Consider the following 25,159-nt stretch of genomic DNA (forward strand, 5'->3'; position numbering starts at 1 on the left):
TTCAAAAATTGAGTAACCGCTGGCCCTTAACCGTTTAGAGGAACATGCCATGCAACGTTGTAGCGCAATTATCACTGAAGACCCCGTTCAAGCTGCGCCCACGCACCCGGGGCCTTTAACCGGTCTGCGTTTCGCGGTTAAAGATGTGATGGACGTGGCTGGTACCACCATGGGTATGGGTCACCCCTTGTGGGCAAGCACTCACTCTGTTGCGGATACCCATGCGGACTGCATTAACCAGTGCCTGGTACAGGGCGCCGAACTGATTGGTAAAACCCAGACCGATGAACTGACCTACAGCCTGGCGGGCAATAATCACCATTATGGGGTTGCCCCGAACCCGGCCGTACCGGATGCAACCCCTGGCGGCTCATCCAGCGGGTCGGCCTCGGCGGTAGCCCAGGGACTGGTTGATTTCGCCATCGGCACCGATACCGGTGGCTCCATCCGCATTCCCGCCAGCTATTGCGGGCTATACGGGTTACGTCCCAGTCATGGCGCCGTCAGCCGGGTTGGCGTGGGCAGCCTGGCGCCGCAGTTTGATACCGTCGGCTGGTTAGCTCAGCGCGCCGATATTCTGATGGCGGTCGGCGAGGCCTTGCTACCCAACACGGAAACCCCGATTCCAAGCCAAGTGGCCCTGCTCAATGATGGCATGGAACTGCTGGACTCAATCATGGCCCACAAGGCGCGCGGCGCCATTCGGTCGCTGGGCTTGCCGGTATCCCGATCGATCTCGATCGGATCGTTGGAGAGTTACCGCCGTGTGTTTCAGGTGGTGCAAGCCTATGAAGCCTGGCAAACACACGGTGAGTGGATAACAGCCAACAAGCCCGTGTTTGGCCCGGGTGTCGCGGAGCGCTTTGACGCCGCCTCAAAAATCACCGCAGAGGAAGCCCAAGCCGCACAGGCCAACCTCAATGGCCTGCGCCAGCGCGTTCGTGATCTGATTGGCGACGATACGATCTGGTGCATGCCCACCGTACCAGCGTCAGCCCTACCCATTTCGGCACCCGCTGAAGAAGTCGACTTTATTCGCGGTCAAACCCTGTGTCTGACTGCCGTGGCGGGGGTGGCTGGCTTGCCGCAACTGTCATTACCCTGGCTGCGCGATGTGCGCGGCCCGGTCGGGTTTTCGCTGATCGGCCCACCTGGTAGCGACCGTCACCTTCTCAGGCTGGCCAGAAACCTGGCGTTTGCCAGTCATCTGCGCAAGGCTCCGGGACCGGTACCAGCCGTTTAACCTCGTTACGAGCTTATAGAAGTCTTAATACTCAAGTTGCGAAGTTCGCTACAGGTCAGCGCCGGATGGTAGGGGTACTTTTGCGGGGGTATCTGAGGCATGGATGCCGAAGTTAAGCCTACACGGATGTATTCACGGCGCCCCCGCAGGAGTACCCCTGCCATCCGGCGCGGGTTCAGGGCACTGCAGTAAAATGGACCTCCGAATCTCAAATCATTACTTGACCTTCCAACGACTGGAAGGTCTAGCCTGTGTCTCATACATTCTGGTGCATGTCGCATCTTTAAGGAGAGACCATGAGCCAAGCACAATCCGACACAGTGGAACTGCGCGACCCGGTCTGCGGTATGACCGTATCGCCCGATACCGCCAAACATCACAGCGAGCACGACGGCCACGACTTTTATTTTTGTGGCGCTGGCTGCAAAACCAAATTTGATAACGATCCCGAAGGCTTCGAGACTGCCAAAGACCCGGTCTGCGGCATGACCGTGCGGCGCGACCGCCCCAAAGGCATGGCGCGGCATGAAGGCAAGGCACATTATTTTTGTTCGGAACGCTGCCAGCACAAGTTCGAGGAAAATCCTGAACGCTACCTCGACCCAAGTGAAGCCCCCGAGCCCATGCCCGAAGGCACCCAATACACCTGCCCGATGGATCCGGAAATTGTGCAGGAAGGCCCCGGCACCTGTCCGAAATGCGGCATGGCGCTGGAACCGATGACCCCGTCGCTGGAAGACACCGGCCCCAGCCCCGAGCTGATCGACTTCACCCGGCGTTTCTGGATCAGCGTTATCGCAGCCGTGCCGTTACTGCTGATTACCATGGGCCCGATGCTTGGGCTACCGTTTCGCAGCTGGCTGGGTGAAGGGCCCGCTATCTGGCTGGAACTGATACTGGCGACTCCGGTCGTACTCTGGGCCGCCCAGCCGTTTTTCGTACGCGGCTGGAACTCCATCATCAACCGCAGCCCCAACATGTGGACCCTGATCAGCCTTGGGGTGGGCGCTGCTTTCGCTTACAGCGTTGTCGCAACGCTGGTGCCCGGGGTATTCCCGGATGCTTTCCGCATGGAATCGGGACACGTTCCGGTTTACTTCGAAGCCGCTGCCGTCATTGTGGCGTTGGTCTTCCTCGGCCAGGTACTGGAGCTGAAAGCCCGCGAACGCACCGGCTCGGCCATTCGCGCCCTGCTCGATCTCGCCCCCAAAACCGCCGTGCGCATTAACGACAACGGCGACGACGAGGAAGTGCAGCTCGACCAGGTACAAAGCGGTGACCGCTTGCGGGTCAAACCGGGCAGCGGTATCCCGGTCGATGGCGTGGTCGCCGAAGGCCAGTCCTCCGTGGATGAATCCCTGATCAGCGGCGAACCGGTACCGGTGGAAAAAACCAAAGGCGATCAACTCACCGGCGGCACCCTGAACAAAACTGGTACCCTGATCATGACCGCCGAACGGGTCGGCTCTGAAACCGTGCTGTCGCAAATCGTCGCCATGGTGGCCCAGGCACAACGCTCTCGCGCGCCGATACAGGGTCTGGCCGACAGGGTGGCGAGCTACTTTGTACCGACGGTCGTGCTCGTCGCCATTATCGCGTTCATCATCTGGTCGCTGGTCGGGCCAGACCCGGCCATGGCCTATGCCATTGTTGCGGCGGTTTCCGTTCTGATCATCGCCTGCCCCTGTGCCCTGGGGCTGGCAACACCGATGTCGATCATGACCGCCACCGGCCACGGCGCTCAATCGGGCGTTCTGATCAAGGATGCTGAAGCACTGGAGCGGTTTGCCAAGGTCGATACCCTCATCGTCGACAAAACCGGCACTCTGACCGAAGGCAAGCCCAAGGTCACCGACCTGGTCGCCCTGAACGACCAGGATGAAACCATCCTGCTCGGCTGGATCGGTAGCCTGGAGCGCAGCTCCGAACACCCGCTGGCCGAGGCCATAGTGGCCGAAGCCAAGCAGCGTGAGGCCAAACTGCAGGAACCCGAAACCTTCGACTCCGTGACCGGCCAAGGCATTGTCGGCCGGGTTGACGGCCATGACCTGTTAATGGGAAATGCCACCCTGTTCGACGACAAAGGCATTGACTTAACCGACGTTGAAGAAAAAGCCGACACCATGCGCAAAGCCGCCAAAACGGTCATGTACCTGGGCGTCGACGGCAAACTGGCGGGCCTGATCGCAGTACAGGACCCGATCAAGAAAACCACCACCAACGCCATTCGTGCCCTGCAGGCTCAAGGCATGCGCGTGGTCATGGCTACCGGCGACAACGAAACTACCGCTCAGGCAGTCGCCAGTGAACTGGGCATCGACGAAGTACGCGCCGGCGTCTCTCCCGAAGGCAAACAAAAGCTGGTTGAAGAACTGCGCAAGCAGGGCGCAACCGTTGCCATGGCAGGCGATGGTGTGAACGATGCACCCGCCCTGGCCGCCGCCGATGTCGGCATTGCCATGGGCACCGGCGCCGATGTGGCGATGGAAAGTGCAGGCATTACCCTGGTGAAGGGTGACCTGAACGGCATCGTGCGTGCGCGCACCCTGGCCCATGGCACACTGCGCAACATCAAACAGAATCTGTTTTTTGCGTTCGTGTACAACACTCTGGGCGTACCGGTCGCCGCCGGTCTGTTTTACCCGATCTTCGGCGCCTTGTTGTCACCCATGATCGCCGCGGCCGCCATGAGCCTGTCGTCGGTCTCAGTGATAGGTAATGCACTGAGGTTGCGCACACTTAAGCTGGATGCGGCGCTCGACAAGAAATAAACGACTTGGTGATTGGGTTGGCTGGGGCCAACCCTTTCAGAAGTACCGATGCAACTGAATACTTTCGGATTGTTGGGCCTGACGAACATTATTCTTTTAACTGAATTTGGAATTTGCAGAAAACCGAGTGTCAGGTGCCGGGTATGTCTATCCGGGGTAGTTCGCAGCAGGGACGCTGCGATCTAGGCCCCATGGACGGGTCTACGCCGACCCCGGATAGACATACCCGGTGGCTGACACGAACTCCTGGCAACAAAACCAACCCAAACTCCGAACTTGGGTTTCAGGCAGGCTATCGCTCTACTCGAAGCGCTTGATTCGCTCGTCGGTCGCAGGGTGGCTGGAGAGGTATTCCTCCCAGGCCCTGGAGCCTCCTTCATTGGCACCGTGACTGTCCACCATCTTCTGCAGGGCCGATGCGAAGGCTCGCCGGTCCAGACCGGCGGCCTGCATCAGTTCCATTGCTGCTGTGTCGGCCTCCCTTTCCATATCACGCGAATAGGAGAGCTGCGCCAGGGCGTAGGGAGCGGTGACGATGATTTCAGAGAGAGCCTCGCTGTCGCCGGTAATCAGCAAGGTAGCGGCGACCAGGGCCGAAGAACTGATGATGCCCCGTATGCCGTGATCGTGACGGACATGGCCGACTTCGTGCGCGGCGACCGCCAGGAATTCGGCTTCATCGACCAGCTCTACAAACTGATCAGTGAACACCAGGGTTCCGTCTGGCAGGGCAAAGGCATTGGCACCAAAGACCTCACTGTTATAAAACAGCACCCGCACAGTCAGACCGGTTAACGGGTCGCCAAAATGGCTTTCAAACGCACCGCGTAGCTCCTGCTGGCGTTGCTCACTGAGTGTTGTCGGGGTTAGCCAGCCACGTTCCATCCATCCCAGTGCCTCATGCCCGGCCAGCTCCCGTACCTTGTCGGGCACCAGCGGTGCGGTAACCCGGGCCATGGCCGGTATGCCGTGCCGGTAGGTAGCCCAGCCGGTCACAACAACCACAATCAACAGACCCAGTATCCACAAGGGCGCTCGCTCCAGCTTTGGCAACCAGAGGGTACGTTCGCCCTTGTGACCAAAGTGGCGCAATGCGCTATCAACAAAGTCGTTGTCGCGGGTTTCCAGCCTGCCCAGTTCGGGCAATGTCAGAAACCTCGGGGACCGGCCCAGCCGGTCGCTAACCGTCACCCGGTTGAACGGGCAGCGGTACTTTTTGTGGAACGCCTGAAAACTCAGCCAGCCACTGGCATCCAGCAAGACCGTGACGGTTTGGCTATCGGCAAAACCCTCGGGGTAAAAGTGGGCACTGAAGGTTTGTGTCATAGTGAGAGTCTGCCTGGTGTTGAAGGCCGCCATCGGCGACCTGCAACAGGTCTGTTAGATGCCAAAGCCGACATCCACGTCGTAGACTTCGCCCAGCTCCTCACCGACAGCAGACATTTCTTTTGCCTGGCTGGCCGCGATGCTACCGAGGTTACCGGCATGCAGGAAGGTCAGAGAATTCGCGTTCAGGTGCGCCAGCCGAACCTGAGCCCAGGGAAAGGCCAGACCCAGAGTGAGCGCCACCACAATCGAATTGCTGATAAATACCCAGATAAAACGACCCACCGGCATATTGGCCTGAAAACGATTTTTCTGCAGAGTCACGCCCTGCCAGTAGACATTGAACAGCAGGGGTTTGAACGCCAGAGACAAACCGTAAATGGCCAGGTAACCCACCCCAATCATAACAATAGACGCCTGGCTGAAACCGATGGCGATTAACGCAATAGACGCGATAATGCCGATCACCAAGCCCAACACAACCGACTGGTATTGCTTGACCGTCGCATCAAACTTGAAGGCTTTATTGCCGTAGGCGTGGTTGGTGACCACGTAGCGGGCGGCATAATGCATGGCATGCGGCATCATGATGCCAAGCGTGATCATGCCCAGAAGCGGGTACAGAAAAAACGCCTTGCAGGCAGCCCAGTAGGTGCCGGTGAAGCGGAAACGCACGCCACGGTAGGCGGAATAACGGGCATTGAATCGCAGGCCGGCGTTAATCAGCCAGGGCATCGCCGCCATGAAAGCCAGCATGAAAAGACCGTACACTTCAGGCGAAATGAAACTCGAGATCGCAGAGAAGACCACAAAGACGGCCACAGCGATCAGGCGCCCTTTCAGTATTTGACCACCGGTGGCCAGGTACTCAAAGGAAGCTCCCGCAACGTCGGTGTTGCCATAAAAGTACCGCTTGTTACGGACCTTGGCCCAGGCGGAGTAAATACCCAGTGTCAGCACCGTCAGCGCGATGTTAACAATCCAGATGCCGAAATATTCGCCGCCACGGCCATTGAAGCCAACGGGAATGGGCTTGAGAGAAGATCGGGAAGTGACCGGCGTGTCGGTCAGAGACTGGCTCGTCATAACGTTTCCTTGTTCGTTATCTGTTTTTTTTACTGTGCAGGCGTTCATGCCTGCCGCTCCCCCTTGGAACGAACCGAAACTTTACCTCTTTACACTTTCTAGATAAAGCGGGGCCACTAACCGAGCAATAACTCTCTGTTGTATAGTTCCCCCCAGTGCATGGATCTCAATTACCACCGTTCAGGGAAATCGTTATGGCGTCTGTCTACCGTGGGTCCGGTTATTCACGTTTCAGCCTGGTGCTTCTCGGCACTCTGTTGACCGCCTGTTCTTCTCAGCCAGAGCGCATCCGCTCGGCCAGTATTGGTGAGGCCGGTCAACTGGCTCAGTCGGAAAACCCTGACGACCGCGATATTTCCCATCTTTCAGAACCCGCGACACACTGGTACGCCGACACGGCAGCAACCCTGATCCTCAATTCCGGTGACCACTCATCGGGGCGCTCACTCGACAGCTATTCAGGCTGGAACGAACCCGAATTCGACTGGGGGCGGTTCTGGGTTGGCCGTTATTTCCCGGAATTCGGTCGTCAGTCCACCTACCACAGTCGCTACGGCTACGAATTCGGCGCTGCGGGATTTGATGAGGGGATGGAAATCACGCTGTCGGGCTATTACCTCGATGCAAAATTTGATCACGAACGGGGGAATACCCTGGAAGACCCCGGCATCATTGGCTGGCAGCTAACCGCGGGCAAACGCTGGCCGCTGTTCAAGCACCTGTCGTTTCAGGCCGGTGGCGGTTTTGGTTCAGGCTGGTTGCTCTGGGACTACGCCAACCCACTGATCGATGGCAGCGACCGCATCGAAAGCGACAGCCTTGCCTTTGTCAGCATCAGTACGCCGTTGTCGCTGCAATCCCATGCGGGCCCGATCATGACGGAGTTTATTGCCCTGCCAACCATTCGCTTCTCGGAAGATTACAGTGGCGAAGGGTTCAGCAACGACATCACGCACTTTTACCGGGGCATCCCGTTAGCCATACGGATCAGTGTGGTTTTTTAACGCCGTTTAAGGAGTCAGCCCGCGACTGGCGCGTTCGCGTTCCAGCCAGAGTTGATATATCTCAGTTGGCCAGTAACTCTGAAAGCTGGCAATCACCTCAACAATCTCGGCCTCACTCAGCGTATCGCCCCAGGCGGGCATCACGCCACCAAGTGGTTCGCCTCCTTCCTCGATCACCATCGACAACACCGCCAGCGGGTGATGCCAGGCGTGCGCGGTACCATTCAGTGGCGGTGGCGGATAATTGCCATTGGCATCGAGCGTGCGCCAGTTGGGGGTCGCCTCGGCGTTAGCACCATGGCAGGCCGCACAATACTGCTCAAAGGTCTCCCGACCCCGTTCAACCTGGGCCCGGGTGTACCAGCGACCGGTTTCCGCTTTGGCTTCCAATGTTATGTCGGCTAGCGCTAGCCCCGATCCCGTGGCCTCCGCCTCAGGCTCGCTGCCTGGGTTGCAACCCAGCAGGCTAATCGTCGCGATGAAAATTCCCAGCTTTTTCATAATCACCCGTATGATGTCATTACTTGGCAGTGGACAGGCCAGAGAAGGTGCCAGCCGCTGATCGGCCCTTTAAGCACAACAAACCACCCCCACCCTACCCATCTGTCGCCCTATTTATTTACCGTAATTGTAACGCCGGAGAGTCTGAAATGTCGGAAGCCATGTTGAACAACCCGGGTCTGGGTACTTACAGACTGAAAGACGACATCGCTTACCAGGCGGTCACCACGGCACTGGCGCTGGGCTATCGCACCATCGACACCGCCCAGATGTACGACAACGAAGCGGCCGTTGGCAAAGCCATTGCCGATAGCCCGGTCAGCCGGGACGAGGTGTTTGTGACCACCAAGGTCTGGGTCGACCAGCTTAGCAAAGACCTGTTTCGCCCCTGCGTTGAGAAAAGCCTCGCGCGCCTGAACATGAATTACGTCGACCTGTTACTGATTCACTGGCCCGCCCCGGAAGGCGATGTGCCCATGGAAGACTACCTGGGTGAACTGAAGGCCGTGCAGGACGCGGGCCTGACCCGTCATATCGGCGTCTCCAACTTCACCATTGCCCAGATCGACCAGGCCCTGAAGATATTGGGCCCCGGCAGCCTGCTGACCAACCAGGTGGAGGTGCACCCCTATCTGCACAACCGCAAGCTGGTTGAGCACTGCCAGCAACACGACATCCTGGTCACTGGCTACATGCCGCTGGCAGTAGGCCGCGTCAACGACGACCCGGTGCTGAATGCGATTGCTGAGAACAAAGGGGTCTCTCCCGCCCAGGTAGCCCTGGCCTGGGTTCGGCAGCGTGGCATCATCACCATTCCCTCATCAACCAAGCGCCACCATCTGCAAGGTAACCTGGCCGCCATGGAGCTGGAACTGACCATGTCGGAAATGAACCGAATCGACACGCTGGATCAGGGGTTACGATTAGCAAACCCGAGTTTTGCACCTGCCTGGGACCTGGATTAGTTAAGACAGGGACCTCCTGACTCGTTCGCGGGGGTATATCACCTGCAGGCATGGTGTCGCTTCGGCCAGTCAGAGGCTCAGTCCGTCATCAACGCCTTGATGCTGCTGATGAAGCTGGCGTCATCCTGTTCTTTGCGCCGGTCCAGAAGGTCGGTGGCGTCCTGCCCCGCGCGGAACCGCAACTGATCGCCCGGGTCGTTGGCGGCCTGCCAGATGACCTCAGCCACGACCTCGGGTGACGATGGTTCAGACGACAACTTGCCGAAGAGGCGCCCCATTGCCTCGGCAGCGGGGGCGTAATCGGTCAGACTTTCGTCCATGGCGAAATCGAAGGAGCGCCCGCCGAAGTCGGTCTTGATCATGCCCGGCTCGACGATGCGCACACGAATACCGAGCGGCTCCAGTTCGTAATGCAGCGCCTCGGAGAGACCTTCGACGGCAAACTTGGTCCCATGGTACAGCGTACCGAGTGGAAAGGTGATCTGACCGCCAATGGACGAGATGTTGACGACGGTGCCTGACCGACGTGCGCGCATATACGGCAAAACAGCTTTGGTCATCTCCAGCAGGCCGATCACGTTGGTGTCGAACTGGCGACGGATGCGGTCAGTCGAGAAGGCTTCGAGCGGGCCGTAGGCGCCGTACCCGGCGTTGTTCAGCAGAAGGTCGATTGCGCCAAAGCGGTCGATGCCCGCTTGCACCGCCGCTGAGATCGACGCGGAGTCCGTCACGTCGAGGCGAGTAACTAGCACGTTCTCGAGACTGGCAAGATCAGAACTGGCCGGGTCGCGCATGGTGGCGATTACGTTCCAGCCTTCGGCGTGAAAGCGCAGCGCGGTTGCCTTGCCGATGCCGGAGGACGCGCCGGTGATGAGAAGGGTGTTCATTTGAGGGCTCCTTCAAGCGTTGAGGCGCAACATTTCGGCGATGCCGAAATTGGTCAATACGGTACGAGTGACATCATGCAGTGCGATGTTATACCGCTCGATCTCTGAGCCGACGCCGGTATGATCAACAACCGTACGAAAGGGTTTCTGGCCAAAGGGCAGCGCCAACAGATCAGTGACCGCCTCGGCGATGCGCTCGGGGCGCTGGTCGGGCGTAGCCTCGAGCATCTGAGCGAGCCCCTGCGCAGACATCGCAGGAACGGCTGCGAAATCGCCATACTGCGCCTCGCGTGCGGGGTCGTCAGGTGTGACCATCCCGTCGAAAAAAGCTGTGGGCATGGCGCCCGGCTCGATGATGCAGGATTCAATGTCGAAGCCGGACAATTCCGTGCGGTAGCATTCAACCACCGCCTCAAGCGCCCATTTCGACGCGCAATAGGTGCCGTAGAATGGGGTCGCGATGCGCCCGATCAGGCTGGACGTATACAGAATTGTGCCGCGCCTCTGTGCCCTGAAATGCGGCAGGGCGGCGCGCATAACACGCTGCACGCCCGTTACATTCACATCGAAGACTTTGGTCATATCCTCGGGCGACATCAACTCCTGAATGCCATAAGCTCCAATGCCGGCATTGTTGAACAGGACGTCCAGCCCGCCGAGCGCGGCAATGGCCTCGGCCACACCAGCCTCGGTACTGGCGGCGTCGGTCACATCCATCTCGACGATATGTGCACCTTCGGCCTCGAGCATGGCGACCGTGTCGGCGTTGCGGCCTGTGCGGCTGCGGACGCTGCCCGAGACCTGATACCCCTGCGCCATGAGCGCCCTCGCAGTGGGCAGGCCCAAGCCGCCCGCGATTCCAGTGATGAAAATCTTTGCCATGTGACCTATCCTTCCTAGACGATAGTGGGACAATACTCCGGGCAAGACGACCGTTCTTTCTCGATTGTCCGAAAAACGTGTCTGATTCTCCGACTACCGGAATATTTCTTTAGGATACCGGTTTCTATCACGCGACGAGATCCAAGAAAGGAGAACCGCATGACTGGGTTACTGAACTGCGTTACGGCGCTGATGGATCGCGCCGGTGTGCCACAGGGTGCGCTGGCTCATTCTGACAGCGGGATGCATTTTCTTCGGTTCAAGGTGCCCACCCCGCAGCAGGCCACTGTCTACCGCCCGCTTCTGTGCCTTGTCCTCCAGGGCTCCAAGCAGGTCCGTGCAGGCGCCCACAGCCTGACGGTGGATTCCGGCCAATCGTTGATCGTCAGCCACGCGCTGCCGGTTGTTTCCCGGATCACCCGGGCTTCGCGCGAGATGCCTTACGTGGCGCTGGTCTTTCCGCTCGACCTCGACTTGCTGCGCAGCCTTGCCGCAGCCGTGCCGCCCGGACAGGGAATGCGCAGCCACGACCCGTTCTCGATCAGGCTATGCCCGACCGATCCTGCGACGGAAGATTCGCTGACCCGTTATCTCGACCAATGCGCGATCGAAGAAGCGCGCCAGGTGCTGGCCCCGATCACCCGGCAGGAAATCCACGCACGGCTGCTTCTTAGTCCTCATGCCGACGTCCTCCAAAAACTGCTTTGGCAAGAGACAACCGCCAGCCGCATCTTTCAGGCAACCCGCGAAATCCAGTCCGATCTGTCGCGAACGTTGGTTGTGGGAGACCTTGCGGATCGCGTCGGCATGAGCAATTCCACCTTCTTTGAGCATTTCAAGGCCGTCACGGGGACGTCGCCGCTGCAATATCAGAAGGACCTTCGCTTGCTGAACGCCCGCGACGCGCTGCACAGCTCGTCCACCAAGGTGTCGGAAATCGCCTTTCGCGTGGGCTACGAAAGCTCTGCCCAGTTTTCGCGTGAATACGCCCGGAAGTTCGGCCTGTCACCGCGACAAGATCGGGCAGCGCTGGCTGCGGAGTGACCGCCAACGAATAGCGACCAGCCTAAAGCCAACATCGGCTGTGGCGCTGGCTCATGGCCAGGTGGGCATAATAACTGATGGGAAAGGTTGGTCGGAGAGACAGGATTGAACGGGCAGGCCACCCTGCTGCGACCCACAGGTCGCCCGGCTCGTGATGTCGGTTTGGAAATGGCGCTGAATAGGGTTGGTCGGAGAGACGGGATTGAACGGGCAGGCCACCCTGCTGCGACCCACGGGTCGCCCTGCTCGTGATATCGGGTTTGAATTGATGCTGATATTGGTTGGTCGGAGAGACAGGATTCGAACCTGCGACCCCTACGTCCCGAACGTAGTGCTCTACCAAGCTGAGCTACTCTCCGATAAAGGTCGGCGTCGCAAACCATTGATTTCACGGGGCATTTGCGGGAATGTCCGGCGTGGGTATGCGAGCTGCGCAATAGTACGAAGTCGCCGGGTTGGCGTCAACTCCACCCGTGTCCGTCGTGGAGTACGCGGATTGCCTCGGCGCCGGGCGCTCAGGTATGCTGGAGGCACTTTCCGGGGAATATCGATGTCCGACACCACCCACCCAACTTCTGCAGACTCGGGCAAAAGCCGTAAGCTGGATCGAATCGATCTGAAGATCCTTCGTACGTTGCAGGATAACGCCCGCATCTCCTATGTCGATCTGGCTCAAACGGTCGGCCTGTCGACCACGCCCTGTATGGATCGGGTAAAACGGCTTGAGCAGTCAGGTCTGATTCAGGGTTACCAGGCCATACTGTCGCCCGAGGCATTGGGGCTGGGCTTGCTGGTGTTTATTGAGATCACCCTGTCGAATCAGTCGGCCGAGGCGTTCGATGAGTTTCGCAAAGCGGTCGATGGCCTCAGTTACGTGCAGGAATGCCACCTGGTGTCGGGTCAGTCGGATTATCTGGTTAAAATACGGCTGACCGACCTGCCCAGCTATCGCAAGTACCTGGGTGATCTGTTGCTGGCACTGCCGCATGTACGTGAGTCCAAGAGTTATATTGTGATGGAGGAGGCAAAACAGTCGTCAGCCTTACCGCTGGATCTGATCAGTCATCGATTTAAGCGCTGATCTGCATTAGCCTTTCCAAAATATTTTTCGGGCAGCCACTGCTGACCGACCCTGATGTATGAAACGGAGAATCTATGATGAATACCTGGCATAAACTGGCTCTGCCTCTGGCTCTGTCTGGCGCGGTGTTAACCGGTTGTACAACGCTTGATGCGTACACGGGCGAATCACAGGTCAGCGGCGCGTCCAAGGGCGCCATCGCGGGTGGCCTGATTGGCGCCGTTCTGGGTGCAGCCACCGCACCGAAGGAAGAACGCGCCAAGCGTGCCCTGATCGGTGCCGGCATTGGCGGCGTCGCCGGTGGCGGCGTAGGCTTGTATATGGACCGGCAAGAAGCGGAACTGCGCGAAGAGCTGGTCAACAGCGGTGTGCAGGTTGAGCGCACCGAAGAGGGTGAAATCAACTTGATCATGCCCGGCAACATCACCTTCGATACCGACAGCTCAGAGCTGCGTCCCGACTTTATGGACACACTCAACTCGGTTGCCCGGGTTGTTCAGGAGTATGAAAACACCCTGGTCACCATTGAGGGTCACACTGACAGCACCGGCGCTGAAAGTTACAACCAGTTGTTGTCTGAACGTCGTGCCGCCAGCGTTGCCGAAGTCTTGCTGAGCCAGGGCATTGCGTTTGAACGCGTTGCCGCTGAAGGCTACGGTGAACTGCGCCCCATCGCCGACAACAGCACCGCCGCGGGCCGGGCGTCCAATCGCCGGGTTGAAATCAGCCTTGAGGCCATCGTTGCCGAATAAATCGGCTTAGTTCTAACAGGCGGCTCCGTCCGGAGCCGCTTGAAATCCGCGTCGCCATAACCATAATGGCCCAACACCGGGTCTGGCCCTGCTGCGGCCAGCTGTACCCTGCCTTGCGACTTCTGATGCGGAATGCCCGACCCCTATGACAGCACCCCTGAAACTGGCCATCCTCGAAACCGATGTGCTGCGACCCGCACTGAAACCGAACTATCACAGCTATGGGCGGATGTTCACGACTCTGTTAAACAGCGTCGATTTCAGCGGGAATATCGAGGTTTTCCCGGTCATTGACGGAAAGTACCCGGAATCGATCGACGACTTCGATGCTTACCTGATTACAGGCAGTCAGCACGATGCCTTTGCCGACGACGACTGGATTGTCCGGTTGCGCGCCTTCTGCAAAGACGTCTATGAGGCTGAAAAGCCCATGATCGGCATTTGTTTTGGCCATCAATTACTGGCGCATGCCCTGGGCGGAACCGCGGGGCGAGCCGACCGTGGCTGGGGCCTGGGGGTAATGACTTACGATTTTGATGAACAGGCCCGGGCCGAACTGCCCGCCTTTGTCGATGAGCCCGAGCCGGTATCCTTGCTGATCAGCCATCGCGATCAGGTGCTGGCCTTGCCGCCAGGTGCTGAAACCCTGCTCACCAACGATTTTTGTCAGTACGCGGCTTATCACATTCCGGGCCGGGTACTGTGTTTTCAGGGGCACCCTGAGTTTACCAAAGACTATCAGCAGGCGTTGCTGGGGTACCGTGAAGGCGATATTACCGCCGAGCAGATGCAGGCGGTTGTCGCGAGCCTGGCGGTTGACCACCAGGGCGAACGAATTGCACGCTGGATGCGCGACTTTCTGGACACCCGCCCCCAATAGCAGGCAGGATGGGCCCGATTCGAACTGATAGCCCATTCAACCGCTGGTGCACTCCATTCCTCAATGAAACTGATGACCCTGCAACACGCAACCCTCGTACGACTCTACCCGATGCGTCGACTGGCCTGGCCTTTAATGACGCTGGGTGCCCTGGTGTTCCCGGCCATGATCGGCTGGGCGGTGGCACACCCTGAACTCAACGGAGACGAACTCTTCACTGGCTTTGTCGCTGGCCTGGGGCTGGTGTTGCTGGGAGCGCTGCTGGCGCTGACCCGGCCGGAAAAAGACCCGCCCAAAGGTCTGCGGCAACGGGCCCGGCACTTGTGGGAAACCCTGGTGTTCTGGAGTTGGCTGGTCAGTTTGCTGGTGTTTGCCAGTCTGGCCATCAAGATTCTGAGTTTTTCCGGCGCCTGAATCGGGCCGGTTAAAACAGCGTGCGCGGATGTTGCTCGGCGTAGGCGATGCCGCCCTTGCCAGAGCGCTTGATGCCATACATGGCCTGGTCGGCATGGTGCATCAGGGTGTCCAGATCCCGCCCATGCGATCCGTACCGTGCCACGCCAATGCTCGCCGACACTGCGACCTGCTCGCTATTGGACATCACCGGCTTTTCTATGACCGAGAGCATTCGGCTGATAAAGGCGTGAATGGCCGGTTCGTTGTCGAAATCATCCACTATGATCACAAACTCGTCACCCCCTACGCGGGCGGCGAAATCGGTCCTTCGCAGGGCATCGGAAAGCCGGCCGGCAAGCGCCATTAAGACCGAGTCGCCCACGCGGTGACCATGGCGGTCGTTCACCGGCTTGAAGCCATCGAGGTCGATGTAAACCAGATAAAAGGCCCGGCCGGATTCATTGGCCATCGCGATCCGCTCATCCACAAAGTTCACAAGCAATCGCCGGTTGGGCAAGCGCGTCAGGGTATCGTGGTTCGCCATGTACTCAATGCGCTGCTGGGCCGCTTCTATCTGGGTTTTCTCGTGCGACAGGGCGGTATTTACTTCATACAGTTGCTGGTGGCTGAGTGCATTGCTGAGCGTAATGGCGAGGAAAGGTGCCAGCGAGCTCAGTAGCTCCAGCTCATCGGACCCAAAGCGTTCAGCCACTGAACTTTGCAGCGACACCATGCCGATAACGGCCTGATTGTGAATCAATGGCACAAACAGCTGCGACAGCGGCAATTTGCGGTTATCGCCCAGCCTGAGCGAACTGGCCCGGTGTTTTTCTCCGCTGATCAGCAAGGGTTCGCCGGAACGAATCGCCTGCACCGCACGGCTCTGATCGAATGAATAGGGAATGGAAAACCCGGGTAGCCGGGCGCCGTCATCAATGACCATCACATATTCGATGGCTTCAACGTCAGGGCGGTTCAGCGCCAGCGAGACAAAGTGCACATCGAGCCGCTGGCGAACAATGTCGTACAGCTTCTGGCCGATATCGTCCATGCGCAGCGACGAGGCCAGCTGGCGCGCCAGCTCGTTGATCAGTTGCAGCCGGGACTGGGCCGCCTTAAGTTGCCGGTTCTCGTGCTGCGCGATCTGCCGGGCCAGACGTTCATCTTCCATCTTGGCTTCGTATTGACGCAGCTGGATTTGGCGGCGAACGTCACGCTGTTGCAGCTTGCGTTCAAGGTCCAGCGCGAGGCGCAGCACAATGTGCGCAGCCCGGTATTTTTTAGCCCGCTCCAGACACACCGCCAGGGTTTCCAGCGCACGTTGCTGAATCAGACTGAATTCGGGCAAGCCCTCGCGGCGCAGCCCCTGGCGTAGGGTATGCACCGCCCGGGAAAAATGTCCGGTGGAGGCGAGCACCTTGGCCAGCTCAATATAGGCGTAGAGTCCGGTGACGCCTTCTTTATCAAATTCGGGGTGATCAATGGTCACCAGCAAGGTGGTTTCAGCCTCGACCAGGCGGTTCTGCAGGCGCTGGCAGCGGGCAACCGCGATCAGCGCCTGAATCTCCAGATGGCCGAAATTCAGCTGGCGGGCATACTCCAGTGCGGCACGGCAACCGAGCAGCGCATCCTGAAAACGGCTGTGTCGGCTATGCAGGTGGGCTTGTAACAGGGCGGCTTCGCCGAGGTTTTCGGCAGTTACCTTAGAGTTGTCGAGCCCTAGCATCTGATTGAGCAGCTCTTCAACACTGCTCAGATCGTCTATTTCGTAGTTTAGCAGCGCTAAATTCAGCAGGGAGGCAAAGATGCCGTTTATGTTGTCAACTGACCGGGAGATTACCAACGACTGGCTAAAATGGTAGAGAGCTTCGCCATACTGCCCCATACCCTGGTAGGCCATTCCCATGCCGTTATGGATGCGCCAGATTTCCTCGGGGTCTTTCAGTTGTTCAGCCAGCGTTGATGCTTCGGAAAATCGTTTAAGCGCTTGCAGATAGTCTCCGCCGAAGTTGTAACCCCAGCCTTCATGAAACGACAGCTGGCAAGCCCTTAATGTGTCCTGACCGACCATTGTTTTCGCCTGCGCCAAAATAGCCAGAGCCGAATCTGCATCCGAAAGCATTATTTGCCAAGCCCGCTCCAGGCAGGCGCTAAACAGGTCGGGCTGGTCCGTGGTCACGGTGCACTCTCAGTCATCGAAGCGGTCGGGATGTATTTGGTAAGGATGGATCATTGTAAAGCTCTCTGTGCCAACAAGCGATGGCAGAGGTATCGTTTGCGCCCCCCTTTCAAGGATGGCTCACCACCGGCGCTGCTGGTTGGCCATCAGTGCTCCAGCAAGAAAGTAACCGGCCCATCGTTAGTCAGGCTCACTTGCATGTTAGCGCCAAACTGACCGGTTTCGACCCGTGCGTGGCGCTGTTTCACCGCCTCTACCAGGGATGTAAACACCGCTACCCCATGTTCGGGTGCAGCGGCAGACGTAAAACTGGGCCGCAGGCCCTTGCGGGTATCGGCTGAGAGCGTAAATTGCGGCACCAGCAAGACTCCACCGCTTATTTGCTGGACGTTCAGGTTCATGCGCCCGTCCGCATCGGCAAACACCCGATAATTTAGCAAGCGATGGGCCATTTTTTCGATGTTTGGCGCGCCATCGTCCGGATCAACGCCCACCAGCACCAGCAAGCCCTGATCAATCGCACCGACAGTGGCATTGTCGACAGTGACCTGTGCCCGGGTGACACGCTGAATCAGGGCTTTCATGGCAATAACGTCCAGTTGGCGGGAGGTTCAATAAAAGTGTGTTGAAACCATAGTCGAGTTTGGCAATAAAACGACTCAGGTGAGCCTATTCTGCCCGCCCCGGGTCATGGCGCAGGTAGTGACTCCACTTTTGGGTGGCGCGCACCAGCGCATCGACATTAGCGGGATCGAAAGCAGAATGGCCGCCTTCGCGAATAAAGTCGAGTTCGGCGTCCGGCCAGTGTTTCGACAAGGCCCAGGCTTGCTCGGGCGGGCAGATCATGTCGTAGCGGCCATGAACTATGGTCCCGGGTATGCCGGCCAGCGCTCCGGCCGCTTCTAGAATCTGATTTTCGGCCAGAAAACACTTTTCGCGAAAAAAGTGCGCCGAAATGCGCGCCAGACTTAACGCCACATGCGTCTGAGTGAAATAGTCGAGCGACTGGGTGCTGGGTCGCAGCGAGGCATTGACGGCCTCCCAGCGAGCCCAGGCTTTGGCGGCCCCGACCCGCGCCAGGTCATTGCTGCCATGCAGCAACTGATAATAATCTTCGACCAGGTCGGTTCCGGTTGCCCCTTCAACTGGCTCCAGAAAGCGCTCCCACTCTTCCGGAAAATACCGCCCGGCACCGCTGCGATACAGCCAGTCGAGATCCTGCTGCCGGCCGAGAAAGATGCCACGCAATATCATCGCAGACACCTGGGTTGGGTAGACCTCCGCGTACAGCAACGCCAGGGTGCTGCCCCAACTGCCACCGAACAGTACCCACCGGTCAACGTTCAGGTGCTGGCGCAATTGTTCAAGGTCATCAACCAGGGCTTCTGAGGTGTTGTTGTCGGTTTCAGCGTGAGGCTCGGACTGACCGGCACCGCGCTGATCGTAGAGGATGATGCGGTAGTGTTCAGGGTCGAAAAAACGTCGCATCTGCTCGGAACACCCGGCCCCCGGGCCACCGTGTATAACCACCACCGGCAGACCATCGGCCGTTCCCGATTCTTCAAAATAGAGCTGATGACCACCGCTTACCACCAGATGGCTTTGGTTATAGGGTCGAATCTCCGGGTATAGCGGCAGCATCCAGCATCCTCTTATCGGGTTTTTTGTTGTCAGGGCCAACCAGGTAAACAGGCCTGTTGGCGTCTACAGGCATCGGTCACTGACCGGCGACTAATAATGACACAGGCAATTCAGGCTGCACAGCACCCCGGGGTTACCGCCATTGTGATGCACAGCCGCATCCCCTACTATCGCTGCACCTGGGCATCGCCAGGTTTTTGCCCGCTGCGGGCGAAACCCACACAGCGATGCGTAACATGGGGGAATCCGGTGAGAATCCGGAGCTGTCGCGCAACGGTAAGGCGAATCGGCCAGTGGCTAAATAACCGCATGGTTGGGTATCGTCGAAGCCCGAATGCCCGTCCAGGCCAGGAGATGCCGGTCCAGTTAACAGACCGGTCTGTCCATCATCCTCGCGTTAGGGAGCATTCTTTGATGAAACCGTTAGTAACCGGCCTTGTGACGCTGGTGTTTACCCCCTGGTTATGGGCCGATATCCAACTCGTCGACGATGTTGGCGACACCCTGGTACTCGACCGGCCTGCCCAGCGCATCGTCAGTCTGGTCCCCCATGCCACCGAGCTGTTGTACAACATTGATGCCGGTGATCTGATTCTGGCCACCGTTGCCTATGCCGACTACCCGCCTGCGGCACAGGAACTGCCCCGGGTGGGCGACTACAACGCCCTCAATACGGAGGCCATCGTGTCGCTCGAGCCCGACCTGCTGATCGCCTTTACCAGCGGTGGCAATCGCGACCAGATCAGCCGGTTACGAGCCCTGGGTTATCCGGTGTTCACCTCCGACCCGCAAACCTTTGCCGATATTGAACGTACCTTGCGCCAGTTTGGCCAGCTGACCGGCCGGGAAGAGAGCGCCAACCGGGTGGCCGACCGGTTCAGCGCCGACATCGAACACCTGACCCGGAAGTACGGTGAAAAAGCTGCGCTGCAGGTGTTTTATCAGGTCTGGCACGACCCGCTGATTACATTGAATGGAGCAACCTTTATCAGCCAGATTATCGAGATGTGCGGTGGGGTTAACGTCTTCGCTGATCTGCCGATGCCCTCGCCCCAGGTCAGCCTGGAGGCGGTGATCGACAAAAACCCGGAGGTGATTGTTACCTCGGGTGATGACACCAGTTGGCAGCAGTGGCCGCAGTTGCAGGCGGTTGCCAACCAAGCCTTGCTGGAAACCGACCCGGACACCATGCACCGGCCCGTCCCCGCCCTGGTCAGCGGGGCAACCAAACTCTGTGCGGCAATGGATCAGGTTCGGGAGCGGATGGACTAGTCGTATTCGACCAGCAAGGCCATCACTTCAGCGATCTGGCTCGGGGTATGTGGCGGCCGCAGCAGCGCCCGGTATTTCCCTTCAGGGTTTATTATGGCGATGTTGTCGCTGTGGGCAACGGTATACACCTCGCCTTCACCCTCAGGGTAGAACAGCGTATTCAGCTGCTGTGCCAGAGTTTGCAGGTCGGCGACATCACCGGTGAGGCCGGTGAACTCGGGGTGGAAGAAAGGCACATACTCAGACAGCACTTCCGGTGTATCGCGCGCCGGGTCAACGGTGACCATCCACATCCGCACCTGGTCGGAAAGCCCCTGCTCGGTGAGCGTCCGGTATGCCTGGGCCATGTCTGTCATATTGGTCGGGCAGATATCGGGGCAGAAGGTGTATCCGAAATTGATCACGTGCCACTGGCCATTGAGATCGGCCGTTGAGAAAGCTTCCCCCTGGTGCGAGACCAGCTCAACCACCGGCACCTCGCGCACTGTGTCGAAATAGAGGGTATCGCGTCGCTCAAGCTCGGCTTTGAGATCAGGCGAGGCGTTGACCGTTCTGTAGATAGACCCGGCAAACACCACCGCCACCAGACCAAACAAGGCCAGAGACGTCCATAGAATTCGACGATTGGGCGACGCTGGCAGGGTCTCAGTGGTCATAGAAAGGTCCTGATCGAATGATCCAGTAGCAGGGCCACAAATAGTAACAGCAAATAGGTGATCGAAAACTTGAACGAGCCCCAGGCAGCATCGACTTTACGATCCATCAACAACCACCAGTTCCACTGCAAGTAACGCAACCCCAGTGCCAGCGCACAAATCGCGTAAACAGGCCCCATGTTCAAAGTGGCGAAGGGCAACAGGCTGATCGCCAGCAGTAACCAGCTGTAGAGCCAGACGTGGATTTTAGTGTATTGAATGCCATGGGTGACCGGCATCATCGGGATGTCGGCGTTCTGGTAATCCTTGATGCGATGTATTGCCAGAGCCCAGAAGTGTGGCGGTGTCCACGCGAAGATGATCAGCACCAGCAACAACGGCAGGGCGCCAATGCTGCCGGAAACAGCGGTCCAGCCCAGCAACGGTGGCATGGCACCCGCCAGCCCGCCGATGACGATGTTCTGTGGCGTGGCCCGCTTCAAAAAGCCGGTGTAGATCACCGCATAGCCCACCATTGAAGCCAGGGTAAGCCAGGCCGTTAAGGCGTTCACGAACACCATCAGTACGGCAAAGCCGGTCAGCGTCAGACCAAACGCAAAGATCAGACCATTGCGCTGGCTAACGCGGCCGGTGGCGACCGGGCGTCGGTGAGTACGGGCCATCAGCTGATCGATTTTGTGATCTACCAGATGGTTGAACGCAGCGCCCGCGGCCGCCAGGGCAGCAATGCCCAGCGTGCCAAACACCCAGTTGACCAGACCGGCAGCACCCTGCTGCGGGGCGAGTGCCATCCCTACCCAGGCGGTAATCAGCATCAGCATGACGACCTTGGGCTTGGTCATCTCGTAATAGTCATGCCAGGCTCGGGGGCTGACAGGGGCCGTTATTGTTTTAGACATGCTTGGCCTCTCGGTACAAAGTGAAATTGACGGTCGCTACTGTTGCTAACAACAGCGCCCCGCCCAGATTGTGTAACACCGCCACCGTCAGCGGCAAACCAAAAAAGATGTTGCTCAGGCCCAGTGTGACTTGCGCCACCAGAATCAGCAAGAGTGCACTGGCGAGGCCGGCAAAGCGAATGGCGACCAGTCGCCAGATCAGCCACAGACACATCACCGTGGTAATGATAGCCCCAATCCGGTGAGCCATATGAATGGCCGTACGGGCCGGGATATCAAGATGCCCGCCCAGGTAGTTGGGCCCAATGGGATGTGCCAGATCAAACCCCGCACTATAATCGGCTTCCGGCCACCACTGGGTCTGACAGGTAAACAGATCCGGACAGGCGAGCGCGGCATAGTTGGACGTTGTCCAGCCGCCGAGAAACACCTGCCCGATGACGACTGCCAGGGTAAGCGCCGCCAACACCCTGGGTAGCTGACGCGGAGCGCTTGAGAATCGCAACCCAGTGGGCGCTCCCCGCAAACGCAGGGTCAGCAACCAGAGTAGCGTAAAGGTGGCAAAGCCACCCATCAGGTGCGCGGTCACCACCTGGGGCCAGAGTTTCAGCGTTACCGTCCAGGCGCCAAAGGCGCCTTGCAGAATAACCATGAACAGCAGCAATAATGGCAATTTAAAGGGTTGCTCTGGCCGGTGACGGTGACGGAACGACACCACCGCCAGAATCAGAATCAGCAAGCCAAGCAAAGAGGCCAGATACCGATGCACCATTTCCGGCCAGGTTTTTTCCAGATCGACCGGTATTTCCGGAAAGGCCTCGTTGGCGCGACTGATCTGTTCGTCGGTTTGAGGTGCCCAAACGTGGCCGTAACAGGTTGGCCAGTCGGGACAGCCCAGACCCGCATCCACCAGCCGGGTAAACGAGCCCAGAACCACCACTGAAATAGCAAAAAGGGTGGCAAAGGCCGCCAGCTTGAAGCCAGGTTTTACACCGTAACTAGACACCATCCATTCCTCATTTTTCTTGTTCGATCGCACTGGGGCCTCACCCTGCCCCGGGCCTCAGTGACTAACCAATCGTCGACAACTTCAACAGTTTTTTCAGATCATCCAGCTGATCTTTGAAGGTGTTTCCGGGCGTGAAATACAACGGGATATTCCCCAGCGGATCCACAATGAACACATAGTTCTGGTCGCTGAACTGCGCTGGCACCTGTTCGCGGAATGCGTCGGACACGTCCGTCAGCGGGTGCAGCTCAAGGCCCGGATACTGTTCAGTCAGCCCCTCCAGCCCGGCGGTGCGGGATAACAGCAGTCGCTTCATACGCGGTTCATTCTTGCCCAGTGCCACATGCGTCTGGCGTTGCAGATAGGCCTGCTGTTCGCAGTCTGCCTGACAGCTCGCCGAGGTCTGCACCATCAGCCACTGGCGATCGGGATTGACCGACTCCAACTTCAGACCCAGGTCTTCAAGTTGCAGCACCGGCGTCAGCAAAATGCCCTTGTTGACCCGTTCATCCGGTGTCAGCCAGCCGGAAAAATACAGCAACGTCGACGACGCCATCACCAGCAAGGGCGTCAGCAGTATCACCAGCATTTGCAGCTTGTTAAAACCGTTGCTGCGCGGTGCCATCTGAGTGGATTGAGTCATCATCTTCTCCGCTCGGCGATTCTGAATATCAGAATGCCGGTGTCACTTGGGGGTAGAGTTCTGCTCGACAGAGCTCGAACTGTTTGTTTGTTGTTGCCGGTGTCGCTTGCCAAAGTGAAGCCCAGCGAAGCCATACATGCCTGCCAGCGCAATGGCCATGGCAAACCACTGCAGGGCATAGCCGGTGTGCATATCGGCCGACATCACCGAGGGTGTCCAGTTGATCTGACCAACACCCGGCTGACCTGCGGTCAATTGTAATAAACCCGCCGGCGGCTGGCGTTGCATTTTTTCCGCCATTGCCTGCGGCGCTATGGCCTGAATAACCTGGGGCCACGCATCGGTCAGTGGGGTATCCGCCAGAACAATGCTGTCACTCAGTGGACGCCATTGCCCGACCCAGTCTCTGGTACCCGGTGGCAGTGTCAGATCAGGTAACTGTCGCCGGTCGGCCGACCCCGGTACCCAACCGAGCGATGCCAGATACCAGCGGGTTCCGGCATCCAGTGGCACCCAGACTTCGTACCCTACCCGGCCTTCCCAGGTGCGATTATCCAGTAGCCAGGCTTTGTCGATGTCCAGTTCGCCGCGCAGTCGATAGTGCTGGTAATCAACGGGGCGAGTGCTTTCTGTCAGTGGTTCAATGACGGTGCGCGCCTGCAACTGCGCTTCCAGCTGGGTTTTCTGTTCAGCTCTGTTAAGCTGCCAGTACCCCAGCGCAATGAACAGCGGCAAGAAAACCGCTACAAAGATCGTAAGCGCCACACCGGGCTTGAATGTCATAACGTGCCGTCAATTCCGTAACCAAACCAACCCAATCTATCAGGAGCCAGAAATATGTTGCTAAAAGTCATCATGGTGGTGCTGATCATTGCCATGTTGCTGTCACTGAGCGGTGCCCTGGTGGCCTTGTTCAAAGACGAGCCGGAGTCAAAACGAATGGTCAAACTGCTGACCGTCAGGGTAAGTCTGGCCGTCATGATTGTCATCGTGCTGGTGTATGGCTATATGACTGGCGAGCTGACTCAGGGTGCACCCTGGAGCGGACGCTACTGAGGCAGTGAATCGACGGAGCCCGGAACAGGCTCCGTCAGAAAACCGGGCCTGCCGTTAAATCCAGTAGACCAATACAAACAGACACAGCCAGACCACGTCGACAAAGTGCCAGTACCAGGCCGATGCCTCAAACCCGAAATGATCTTCTGCTTTGAAGTGACCCCGAATTGACCGTACCAGCTGCACCGCCAACATGAAGGTACCAATGGTCACGTGAGCGCCGTGAAAACCGGTCAGCATAAAGAAGGTTGACCCGTAGATGCCGCTCTCCAGCGTTAAGCCCAGGTGCTGATACGCCTCAATGTATTCTTCCGCCTGAAAGAACAGAAAGATGATCCCCAATGCGACGGTAATACCGAGCCAGATATTCAGTTGTTTGCGGTGTCCGGCACGCAAAGCGTGATGCGCAACGGTAAGCGTAATGCTTGAGGCGATTAGGATGATGGTGTTGATCAGAGGCAGACCAAAGGCATGAATGACCGCTTCCGGTGCCTGAAACAGGCCATTGTCCGGGTTGCTGAGCATTGGCCAGCTGAACTCAAAGCCCGGGTACAGGTAGTTGGTGACACCCTTGTCGCCCTCACCGCCAAGCCAGGGACCTACAAAATTGCGAACGTAGAACAGGGCTCCGAAAAAGGCGGCGAAAAACATCACTTCCGAGAAAATGAACCAGCCCATGCCCCAGACATAGGATTTCTTCAGCTGGGCACTGTTCAGGCCAGCGTGGTTTTCGCGAATAACCTTACTGAACCAGTTGTACATCACCACGGCGAACACCAGTGCACCGGCGAAGAACCACCAGTGTGAACTGGAGCTCTCGGCACCGGAGGACATGTCGTTCATCATATTCCCGGCACCGAAAACGGTGAGGAACATGCCAAAGGCCATCCACACCGGTAAACGGCTTTGCGCGGGCACATAATAGTGCTCATGGGTTGTACTGCTTGTCGCGGCATTGCTGGACATCGCACTCTCCATCCTGTTCT

General features: G+C 58.3%; 25 protein-coding genes, 1 tRNA gene and 1 riboswitch. Of the genes, 11 read left to right on the plus strand and 15 right to left on the minus strand.

Annotated elements, in window-relative coordinates; all coding sequences use genetic code 11:
* Window positions 1-49 precede the first annotated feature (49 nt).
* The gene (locus tag ABJT94_RS19125) at window positions 50-1,243 is read left to right on the plus strand and encodes an amidase (RefSeq protein WP_348474329.1); all 1,194 of its coding nucleotides are present in this window, start codon (window positions 50-52) and stop codon (window positions 1,241-1,243) included.
* 296 nt (window positions 1,244-1,539) lie between these two features.
* Window positions 1,540-4,014, plus strand: a complete 2,475-nt coding sequence (locus ABJT94_RS19130) for a heavy metal translocating P-type ATPase (RefSeq protein ID WP_348474330.1) — start codon at window positions 1,540-1,542, stop codon at window positions 4,012-4,014.
* A gap of 300 nt (window positions 4,015-4,314) precedes the next feature.
* Here the strand turns inward: ABJT94_RS19130 and ABJT94_RS19135 are convergent, their stop codons facing one another.
* Together ABJT94_RS19135 and ABJT94_RS19140 are read right to left on the minus strand one after the other, a co-directional pair.
* The gene (locus ABJT94_RS19135) at window positions 4,315-5,340 is read right to left on the minus strand and encodes a M48 family metallopeptidase (protein WP_348474331.1); all 1,026 of its coding nucleotides are present in this window, start codon (window positions 5,338-5,340) and stop codon (window positions 4,315-4,317) included.
* A gap of 54 nt (window positions 5,341-5,394) precedes the next feature.
* Window positions 5,395-6,426, minus strand: coding sequence for a YjgN family protein (locus ABJT94_RS19140; RefSeq protein WP_348474332.1), 1,032 nt, complete (start codon window positions 6,424-6,426; stop codon window positions 5,395-5,397).
* Window positions 6,427-6,620: 194 nt separating this feature from the next.
* Between ABJT94_RS19140 and ABJT94_RS19145 the strand changes: the two genes are divergently transcribed.
* On the plus strand, window positions 6,621-7,430 hold the full coding sequence (locus ABJT94_RS19145) for a hypothetical protein (protein WP_348474333.1): 810 nt from the start codon (window positions 6,621-6,623) through the stop codon (window positions 7,428-7,430).
* A gap of 6 nt (window positions 7,431-7,436) precedes the next feature.
* On the opposite strand, the gene ABJT94_RS19150 is transcribed toward ABJT94_RS19145, so the two are convergent.
* Window positions 7,437-7,931, minus strand: coding sequence for a cytochrome c (locus ABJT94_RS19150; RefSeq protein ID WP_348474334.1), 495 nt, complete (start codon window positions 7,929-7,931; stop codon window positions 7,437-7,439).
* Between the two features lie 149 nt (window positions 7,932-8,080).
* Here ABJT94_RS19150 and dkgB point away from each other — a divergent pair, with 149 nt between their 5' ends.
* Window positions 8,081-8,896: a 2,5-didehydrogluconate reductase DkgB gene (dkgB, locus tag ABJT94_RS19155; RefSeq protein ID WP_348474335.1), complete on the plus strand. Its 816-nt coding sequence runs from the start codon at window positions 8,081-8,083 to the stop codon at window positions 8,894-8,896.
* A gap of 77 nt (window positions 8,897-8,973) precedes the next feature.
* On the opposite strand, the gene ABJT94_RS19160 is transcribed toward dkgB, so the two are convergent.
* Window positions 8,974-9,783 (minus strand): SDR family oxidoreductase, encoded by an 810-nt coding sequence (locus ABJT94_RS19160; protein ID WP_348474336.1) that lies wholly within the window; start codon window positions 9,781-9,783, stop codon window positions 8,974-8,976.
* A gap of 12 nt (window positions 9,784-9,795) precedes the next feature.
* The gene (locus ABJT94_RS19165) at window positions 9,796-10,665 is read right to left on the minus strand and encodes an SDR family NAD(P)-dependent oxidoreductase (protein WP_348474337.1); all 870 of its coding nucleotides are present in this window, start codon (window positions 10,663-10,665) and stop codon (window positions 9,796-9,798) included.
* 159 nt (window positions 10,666-10,824) lie between these two features.
* Between ABJT94_RS19165 and ABJT94_RS19170 the strand changes: the two genes are divergently transcribed.
* The gene (locus tag ABJT94_RS19170; protein WP_348474338.1) at window positions 10,825-11,709 is read left to right on the plus strand and encodes an AraC family transcriptional regulator; all 885 of its coding nucleotides are present in this window, start codon (window positions 10,825-10,827) and stop codon (window positions 11,707-11,709) included.
* A gap of 282 nt (window positions 11,710-11,991) precedes the next feature.
* Here ABJT94_RS19170 and ABJT94_RS19175 read toward each other — a convergent pair.
* Window positions 11,992-12,068, minus strand: a tRNA-Pro gene (locus ABJT94_RS19175).
* Window positions 12,069-12,259: 191 nt separating this feature from the next.
* Between ABJT94_RS19175 and ABJT94_RS19180 the strand changes: the two genes are divergently transcribed.
* From ABJT94_RS19180 to ABJT94_RS19195, 4 genes are all read left to right on the plus strand, one after another.
* Window positions 12,260-12,790: a winged helix-turn-helix transcriptional regulator gene (locus ABJT94_RS19180; protein ID WP_127559161.1), complete on the plus strand. Its 531-nt coding sequence runs from the start codon at window positions 12,260-12,262 to the stop codon at window positions 12,788-12,790.
* Between the two features lie 74 nt (window positions 12,791-12,864).
* Window positions 12,865-13,542 (plus strand): OmpA family protein, encoded by a 678-nt coding sequence (locus tag ABJT94_RS19185; RefSeq protein WP_348474339.1) that lies wholly within the window; start codon window positions 12,865-12,867, stop codon window positions 13,540-13,542.
* A 145-nt stretch (window positions 13,543-13,687) separates the two neighbouring features.
* A complete protein-coding gene (locus ABJT94_RS19190; protein WP_348474340.1) occupies window positions 13,688-14,422 on the plus strand; it encodes a gamma-glutamyl-gamma-aminobutyrate hydrolase family protein in 735 nt (244 codons plus the stop codon).
* 72 nt (window positions 14,423-14,494) lie between these two features.
* Window positions 14,495-14,836 (plus strand): hypothetical protein, encoded by a 342-nt coding sequence (locus ABJT94_RS19195; protein WP_127559159.1) that lies wholly within the window; start codon window positions 14,495-14,497, stop codon window positions 14,834-14,836.
* Between the two features lie 10 nt (window positions 14,837-14,846).
* Here the strand turns inward: ABJT94_RS19195 and ABJT94_RS19200 are convergent, their stop codons facing one another.
* From ABJT94_RS19200 to pip, 3 genes are all read right to left on the minus strand, one after another.
* The gene (locus tag ABJT94_RS19200) at window positions 14,847-16,997 is read right to left on the minus strand and encodes a diguanylate cyclase (protein WP_348474341.1); all 2,151 of its coding nucleotides are present in this window, start codon (window positions 16,995-16,997) and stop codon (window positions 14,847-14,849) included.
* Between the two features lie 146 nt (window positions 16,998-17,143).
* Window positions 17,144-17,581: a D-aminoacyl-tRNA deacylase gene (gene dtd / locus ABJT94_RS19205; protein ID WP_348474342.1), complete on the minus strand. Its 438-nt coding sequence runs from the start codon at window positions 17,579-17,581 to the stop codon at window positions 17,144-17,146.
* 85 nt (window positions 17,582-17,666) lie between these two features.
* Window positions 17,667-18,638, minus strand: a complete 972-nt coding sequence (gene pip / locus ABJT94_RS19210) for a prolyl aminopeptidase (protein WP_348474343.1) — start codon at window positions 18,636-18,638, stop codon at window positions 17,667-17,669.
* 191 nt (window positions 18,639-18,829) lie between these two features.
* A riboswitch (cobalamin riboswitch) is annotated at window positions 18,830-18,999 on the plus strand.
* A 53-nt stretch (window positions 19,000-19,052) separates the two neighbouring features.
* On the opposite strand from pip, the gene ABJT94_RS19215 reads away from it, so the two are divergent.
* Window positions 19,053-19,910 (plus strand): cobalamin-binding protein, encoded by an 858-nt coding sequence (locus ABJT94_RS19215; protein ID WP_348474344.1) that lies wholly within the window; start codon window positions 19,053-19,055, stop codon window positions 19,908-19,910.
* On the opposite strand, the gene ABJT94_RS19220 is transcribed toward ABJT94_RS19215, so the two are convergent.
* The 5 genes from ABJT94_RS19220 to ABJT94_RS19240 all read right to left on the minus strand — a co-directional run bounded on the left by ABJT94_RS19220 (window position 19,907) and on the right by ABJT94_RS19240 (window position 23,900).
* Window positions 19,907-20,566 carry an SCO family protein gene (locus ABJT94_RS19220; protein WP_348474345.1) on the minus strand — a complete coding sequence of 220 codons (660 nt, stop codon included), beginning with the start codon at window positions 20,564-20,566 and terminating at the stop codon, window positions 19,907-19,909. The two genes, ABJT94_RS19215 and ABJT94_RS19220, sit on opposite strands and share 4 nt — an antisense overlap.
* Window positions 20,563-21,465: a heme o synthase gene (cyoE, locus tag ABJT94_RS19225; RefSeq protein WP_348474346.1), complete on the minus strand. Its 903-nt coding sequence runs from the start codon at window positions 21,463-21,465 to the stop codon at window positions 20,563-20,565. Before cyoE ends, ABJT94_RS19220 begins: the two co-directional genes overlap by 4 nt.
* Complete coding sequence (locus ABJT94_RS19230; protein WP_348474347.1) at window positions 21,458-22,474, minus strand: COX15/CtaA family protein; 1,017 nt, start codon at window positions 22,472-22,474, stop codon at window positions 21,458-21,460. Before ABJT94_RS19230 ends, cyoE begins: the two co-directional genes overlap by 8 nt.
* A 61-nt stretch (window positions 22,475-22,535) precedes the next feature.
* Complete coding sequence (locus ABJT94_RS19235; RefSeq protein ID WP_348493940.1) at window positions 22,536-23,117, minus strand: hypothetical protein; 582 nt, start codon at window positions 23,115-23,117, stop codon at window positions 22,536-22,538.
* Between the two features lie 42 nt (window positions 23,118-23,159).
* Window positions 23,160-23,900 (minus strand): SURF1 family protein, encoded by a 741-nt coding sequence (locus ABJT94_RS19240; protein ID WP_348474349.1) that lies wholly within the window; start codon window positions 23,898-23,900, stop codon window positions 23,160-23,162.
* Between the two features lie 54 nt (window positions 23,901-23,954).
* Between ABJT94_RS19240 and ABJT94_RS19245 the strand changes: the two genes are divergently transcribed.
* Entirely contained in the window at window positions 23,955-24,173 is a 219-nt protein-coding gene (locus ABJT94_RS19245; protein ID WP_348474350.1) for a DUF2909 domain-containing protein, read from the plus strand.
* A 54-nt stretch (window positions 24,174-24,227) separates the two neighbouring features.
* On the opposite strand, the gene ABJT94_RS19250 is transcribed toward ABJT94_RS19245, so the two are convergent.
* Window positions 24,228-25,139, minus strand: coding sequence for a cytochrome c oxidase subunit 3 (locus tag ABJT94_RS19250; RefSeq protein WP_348474351.1), 912 nt, complete (start codon window positions 25,137-25,139; stop codon window positions 24,228-24,230).
* Between the last annotated feature and the right edge of the window lie 20 nt (window positions 25,140-25,159).

Origin of the sequence: Saccharospirillum sp. (assembly GCF_039982735.1) — a bacterium.
Lineage (GTDB): Bacteria > Pseudomonadota > Gammaproteobacteria > Pseudomonadales > Natronospirillaceae > Saccharospirillum.

Bases quoted from the DNA above. Each gene is read 5' to 3' on its own strand.
- ABJT94_RS19125 (WP_348474329.1), top strand. From the start codon at position 50: ATGCAACGTTGTAGCGCAATTATCACTGAAGACCCCGTTCAAGCTGCG.
- ABJT94_RS19130 (WP_348474330.1), top strand. From the start codon at position 1,540: ATGAGCCAAGCACAATCCGACACAGTGGAACTGCGCGACCCGGTCTGC.
- ABJT94_RS19135 (WP_348474331.1), bottom strand. From the start codon at position 5,340: ATGACACAAACCTTCAGTGCCCACTTTTACCCCGAGGGTTTTGCCGAT.
- ABJT94_RS19140 (WP_348474332.1), bottom strand. From the start codon at position 6,426: ATGACGAGCCAGTCTCTGACCGACACGCCGGTCACTTCCCGATCTTCT.
- ABJT94_RS19145 (WP_348474333.1), top strand. From the start codon at position 6,621: ATGGCGTCTGTCTACCGTGGGTCCGGTTATTCACGTTTCAGCCTGGTG.
- ABJT94_RS19150 (WP_348474334.1), bottom strand. From the start codon at position 7,931: ATGAAAAAGCTGGGAATTTTCATCGCGACGATTAGCCTGCTGGGTTGC.
- dkgB (WP_348474335.1), top strand. From the start codon at position 8,081: ATGTCGGAAGCCATGTTGAACAACCCGGGTCTGGGTACTTACAGACTG.
- ABJT94_RS19160 (WP_348474336.1), bottom strand. From the start codon at position 9,783: ATGAACACCCTTCTCATCACCGGCGCGTCCTCCGGCATCGGCAAGGCA.
- ABJT94_RS19165 (WP_348474337.1), bottom strand. From the start codon at position 10,665: ATGGCAAAGATTTTCATCACTGGAATCGCGGGCGGCTTGGGCCTGCCC.
- ABJT94_RS19170 (WP_348474338.1), top strand. From the start codon at position 10,825: ATGACTGGGTTACTGAACTGCGTTACGGCGCTGATGGATCGCGCCGGT.
- ABJT94_RS19180 (WP_127559161.1), top strand. From the start codon at position 12,260: ATGTCCGACACCACCCACCCAACTTCTGCAGACTCGGGCAAAAGCCGT.
- ABJT94_RS19185 (WP_348474339.1), top strand. From the start codon at position 12,865: ATGATGAATACCTGGCATAAACTGGCTCTGCCTCTGGCTCTGTCTGGC.
- ABJT94_RS19190 (WP_348474340.1), top strand. From the start codon at position 13,688: ATGACAGCACCCCTGAAACTGGCCATCCTCGAAACCGATGTGCTGCGA.
- ABJT94_RS19195 (WP_127559159.1), top strand. From the start codon at position 14,495: ATGACCCTGCAACACGCAACCCTCGTACGACTCTACCCGATGCGTCGA.
- dtd (WP_348474342.1), bottom strand. From the start codon at position 17,581: ATGAAAGCCCTGATTCAGCGTGTCACCCGGGCACAGGTCACTGTCGAC.
- pip (WP_348474343.1), bottom strand. From the start codon at position 18,638: ATGCTGCCGCTATACCCGGAGATTCGACCCTATAACCAAAGCCATCTG.
- ABJT94_RS19215 (WP_348474344.1), top strand. From the start codon at position 19,053: ATGAAACCGTTAGTAACCGGCCTTGTGACGCTGGTGTTTACCCCCTGG.
- ABJT94_RS19220 (WP_348474345.1), bottom strand. From the start codon at position 20,566: ATGACCACTGAGACCCTGCCAGCGTCGCCCAATCGTCGAATTCTATGG.
- cyoE (WP_348474346.1), bottom strand. From the start codon at position 21,465: ATGTCTAAAACAATAACGGCCCCTGTCAGCCCCCGAGCCTGGCATGAC.
- ABJT94_RS19230 (WP_348474347.1), bottom strand. From the start codon at position 22,474: ATGGTGTCTAGTTACGGTGTAAAACCTGGCTTCAAGCTGGCGGCCTTT.
- ABJT94_RS19235 (WP_348493940.1), bottom strand. From the start codon at position 23,117: ATGACTCAATCCACTCAGATGGCACCGCGCAGCAACGGTTTTAACAAG.
- ABJT94_RS19240 (WP_348474349.1), bottom strand. From the start codon at position 23,900: ATGACATTCAAGCCCGGTGTGGCGCTTACGATCTTTGTAGCGGTTTTC.
- ABJT94_RS19245 (WP_348474350.1), top strand. From the start codon at position 23,955: ATGTTGCTAAAAGTCATCATGGTGGTGCTGATCATTGCCATGTTGCTG.
- ABJT94_RS19250 (WP_348474351.1), bottom strand. From the start codon at position 25,139: ATGTCCAGCAATGCCGCGACAAGCAGTACAACCCATGAGCACTATTAT.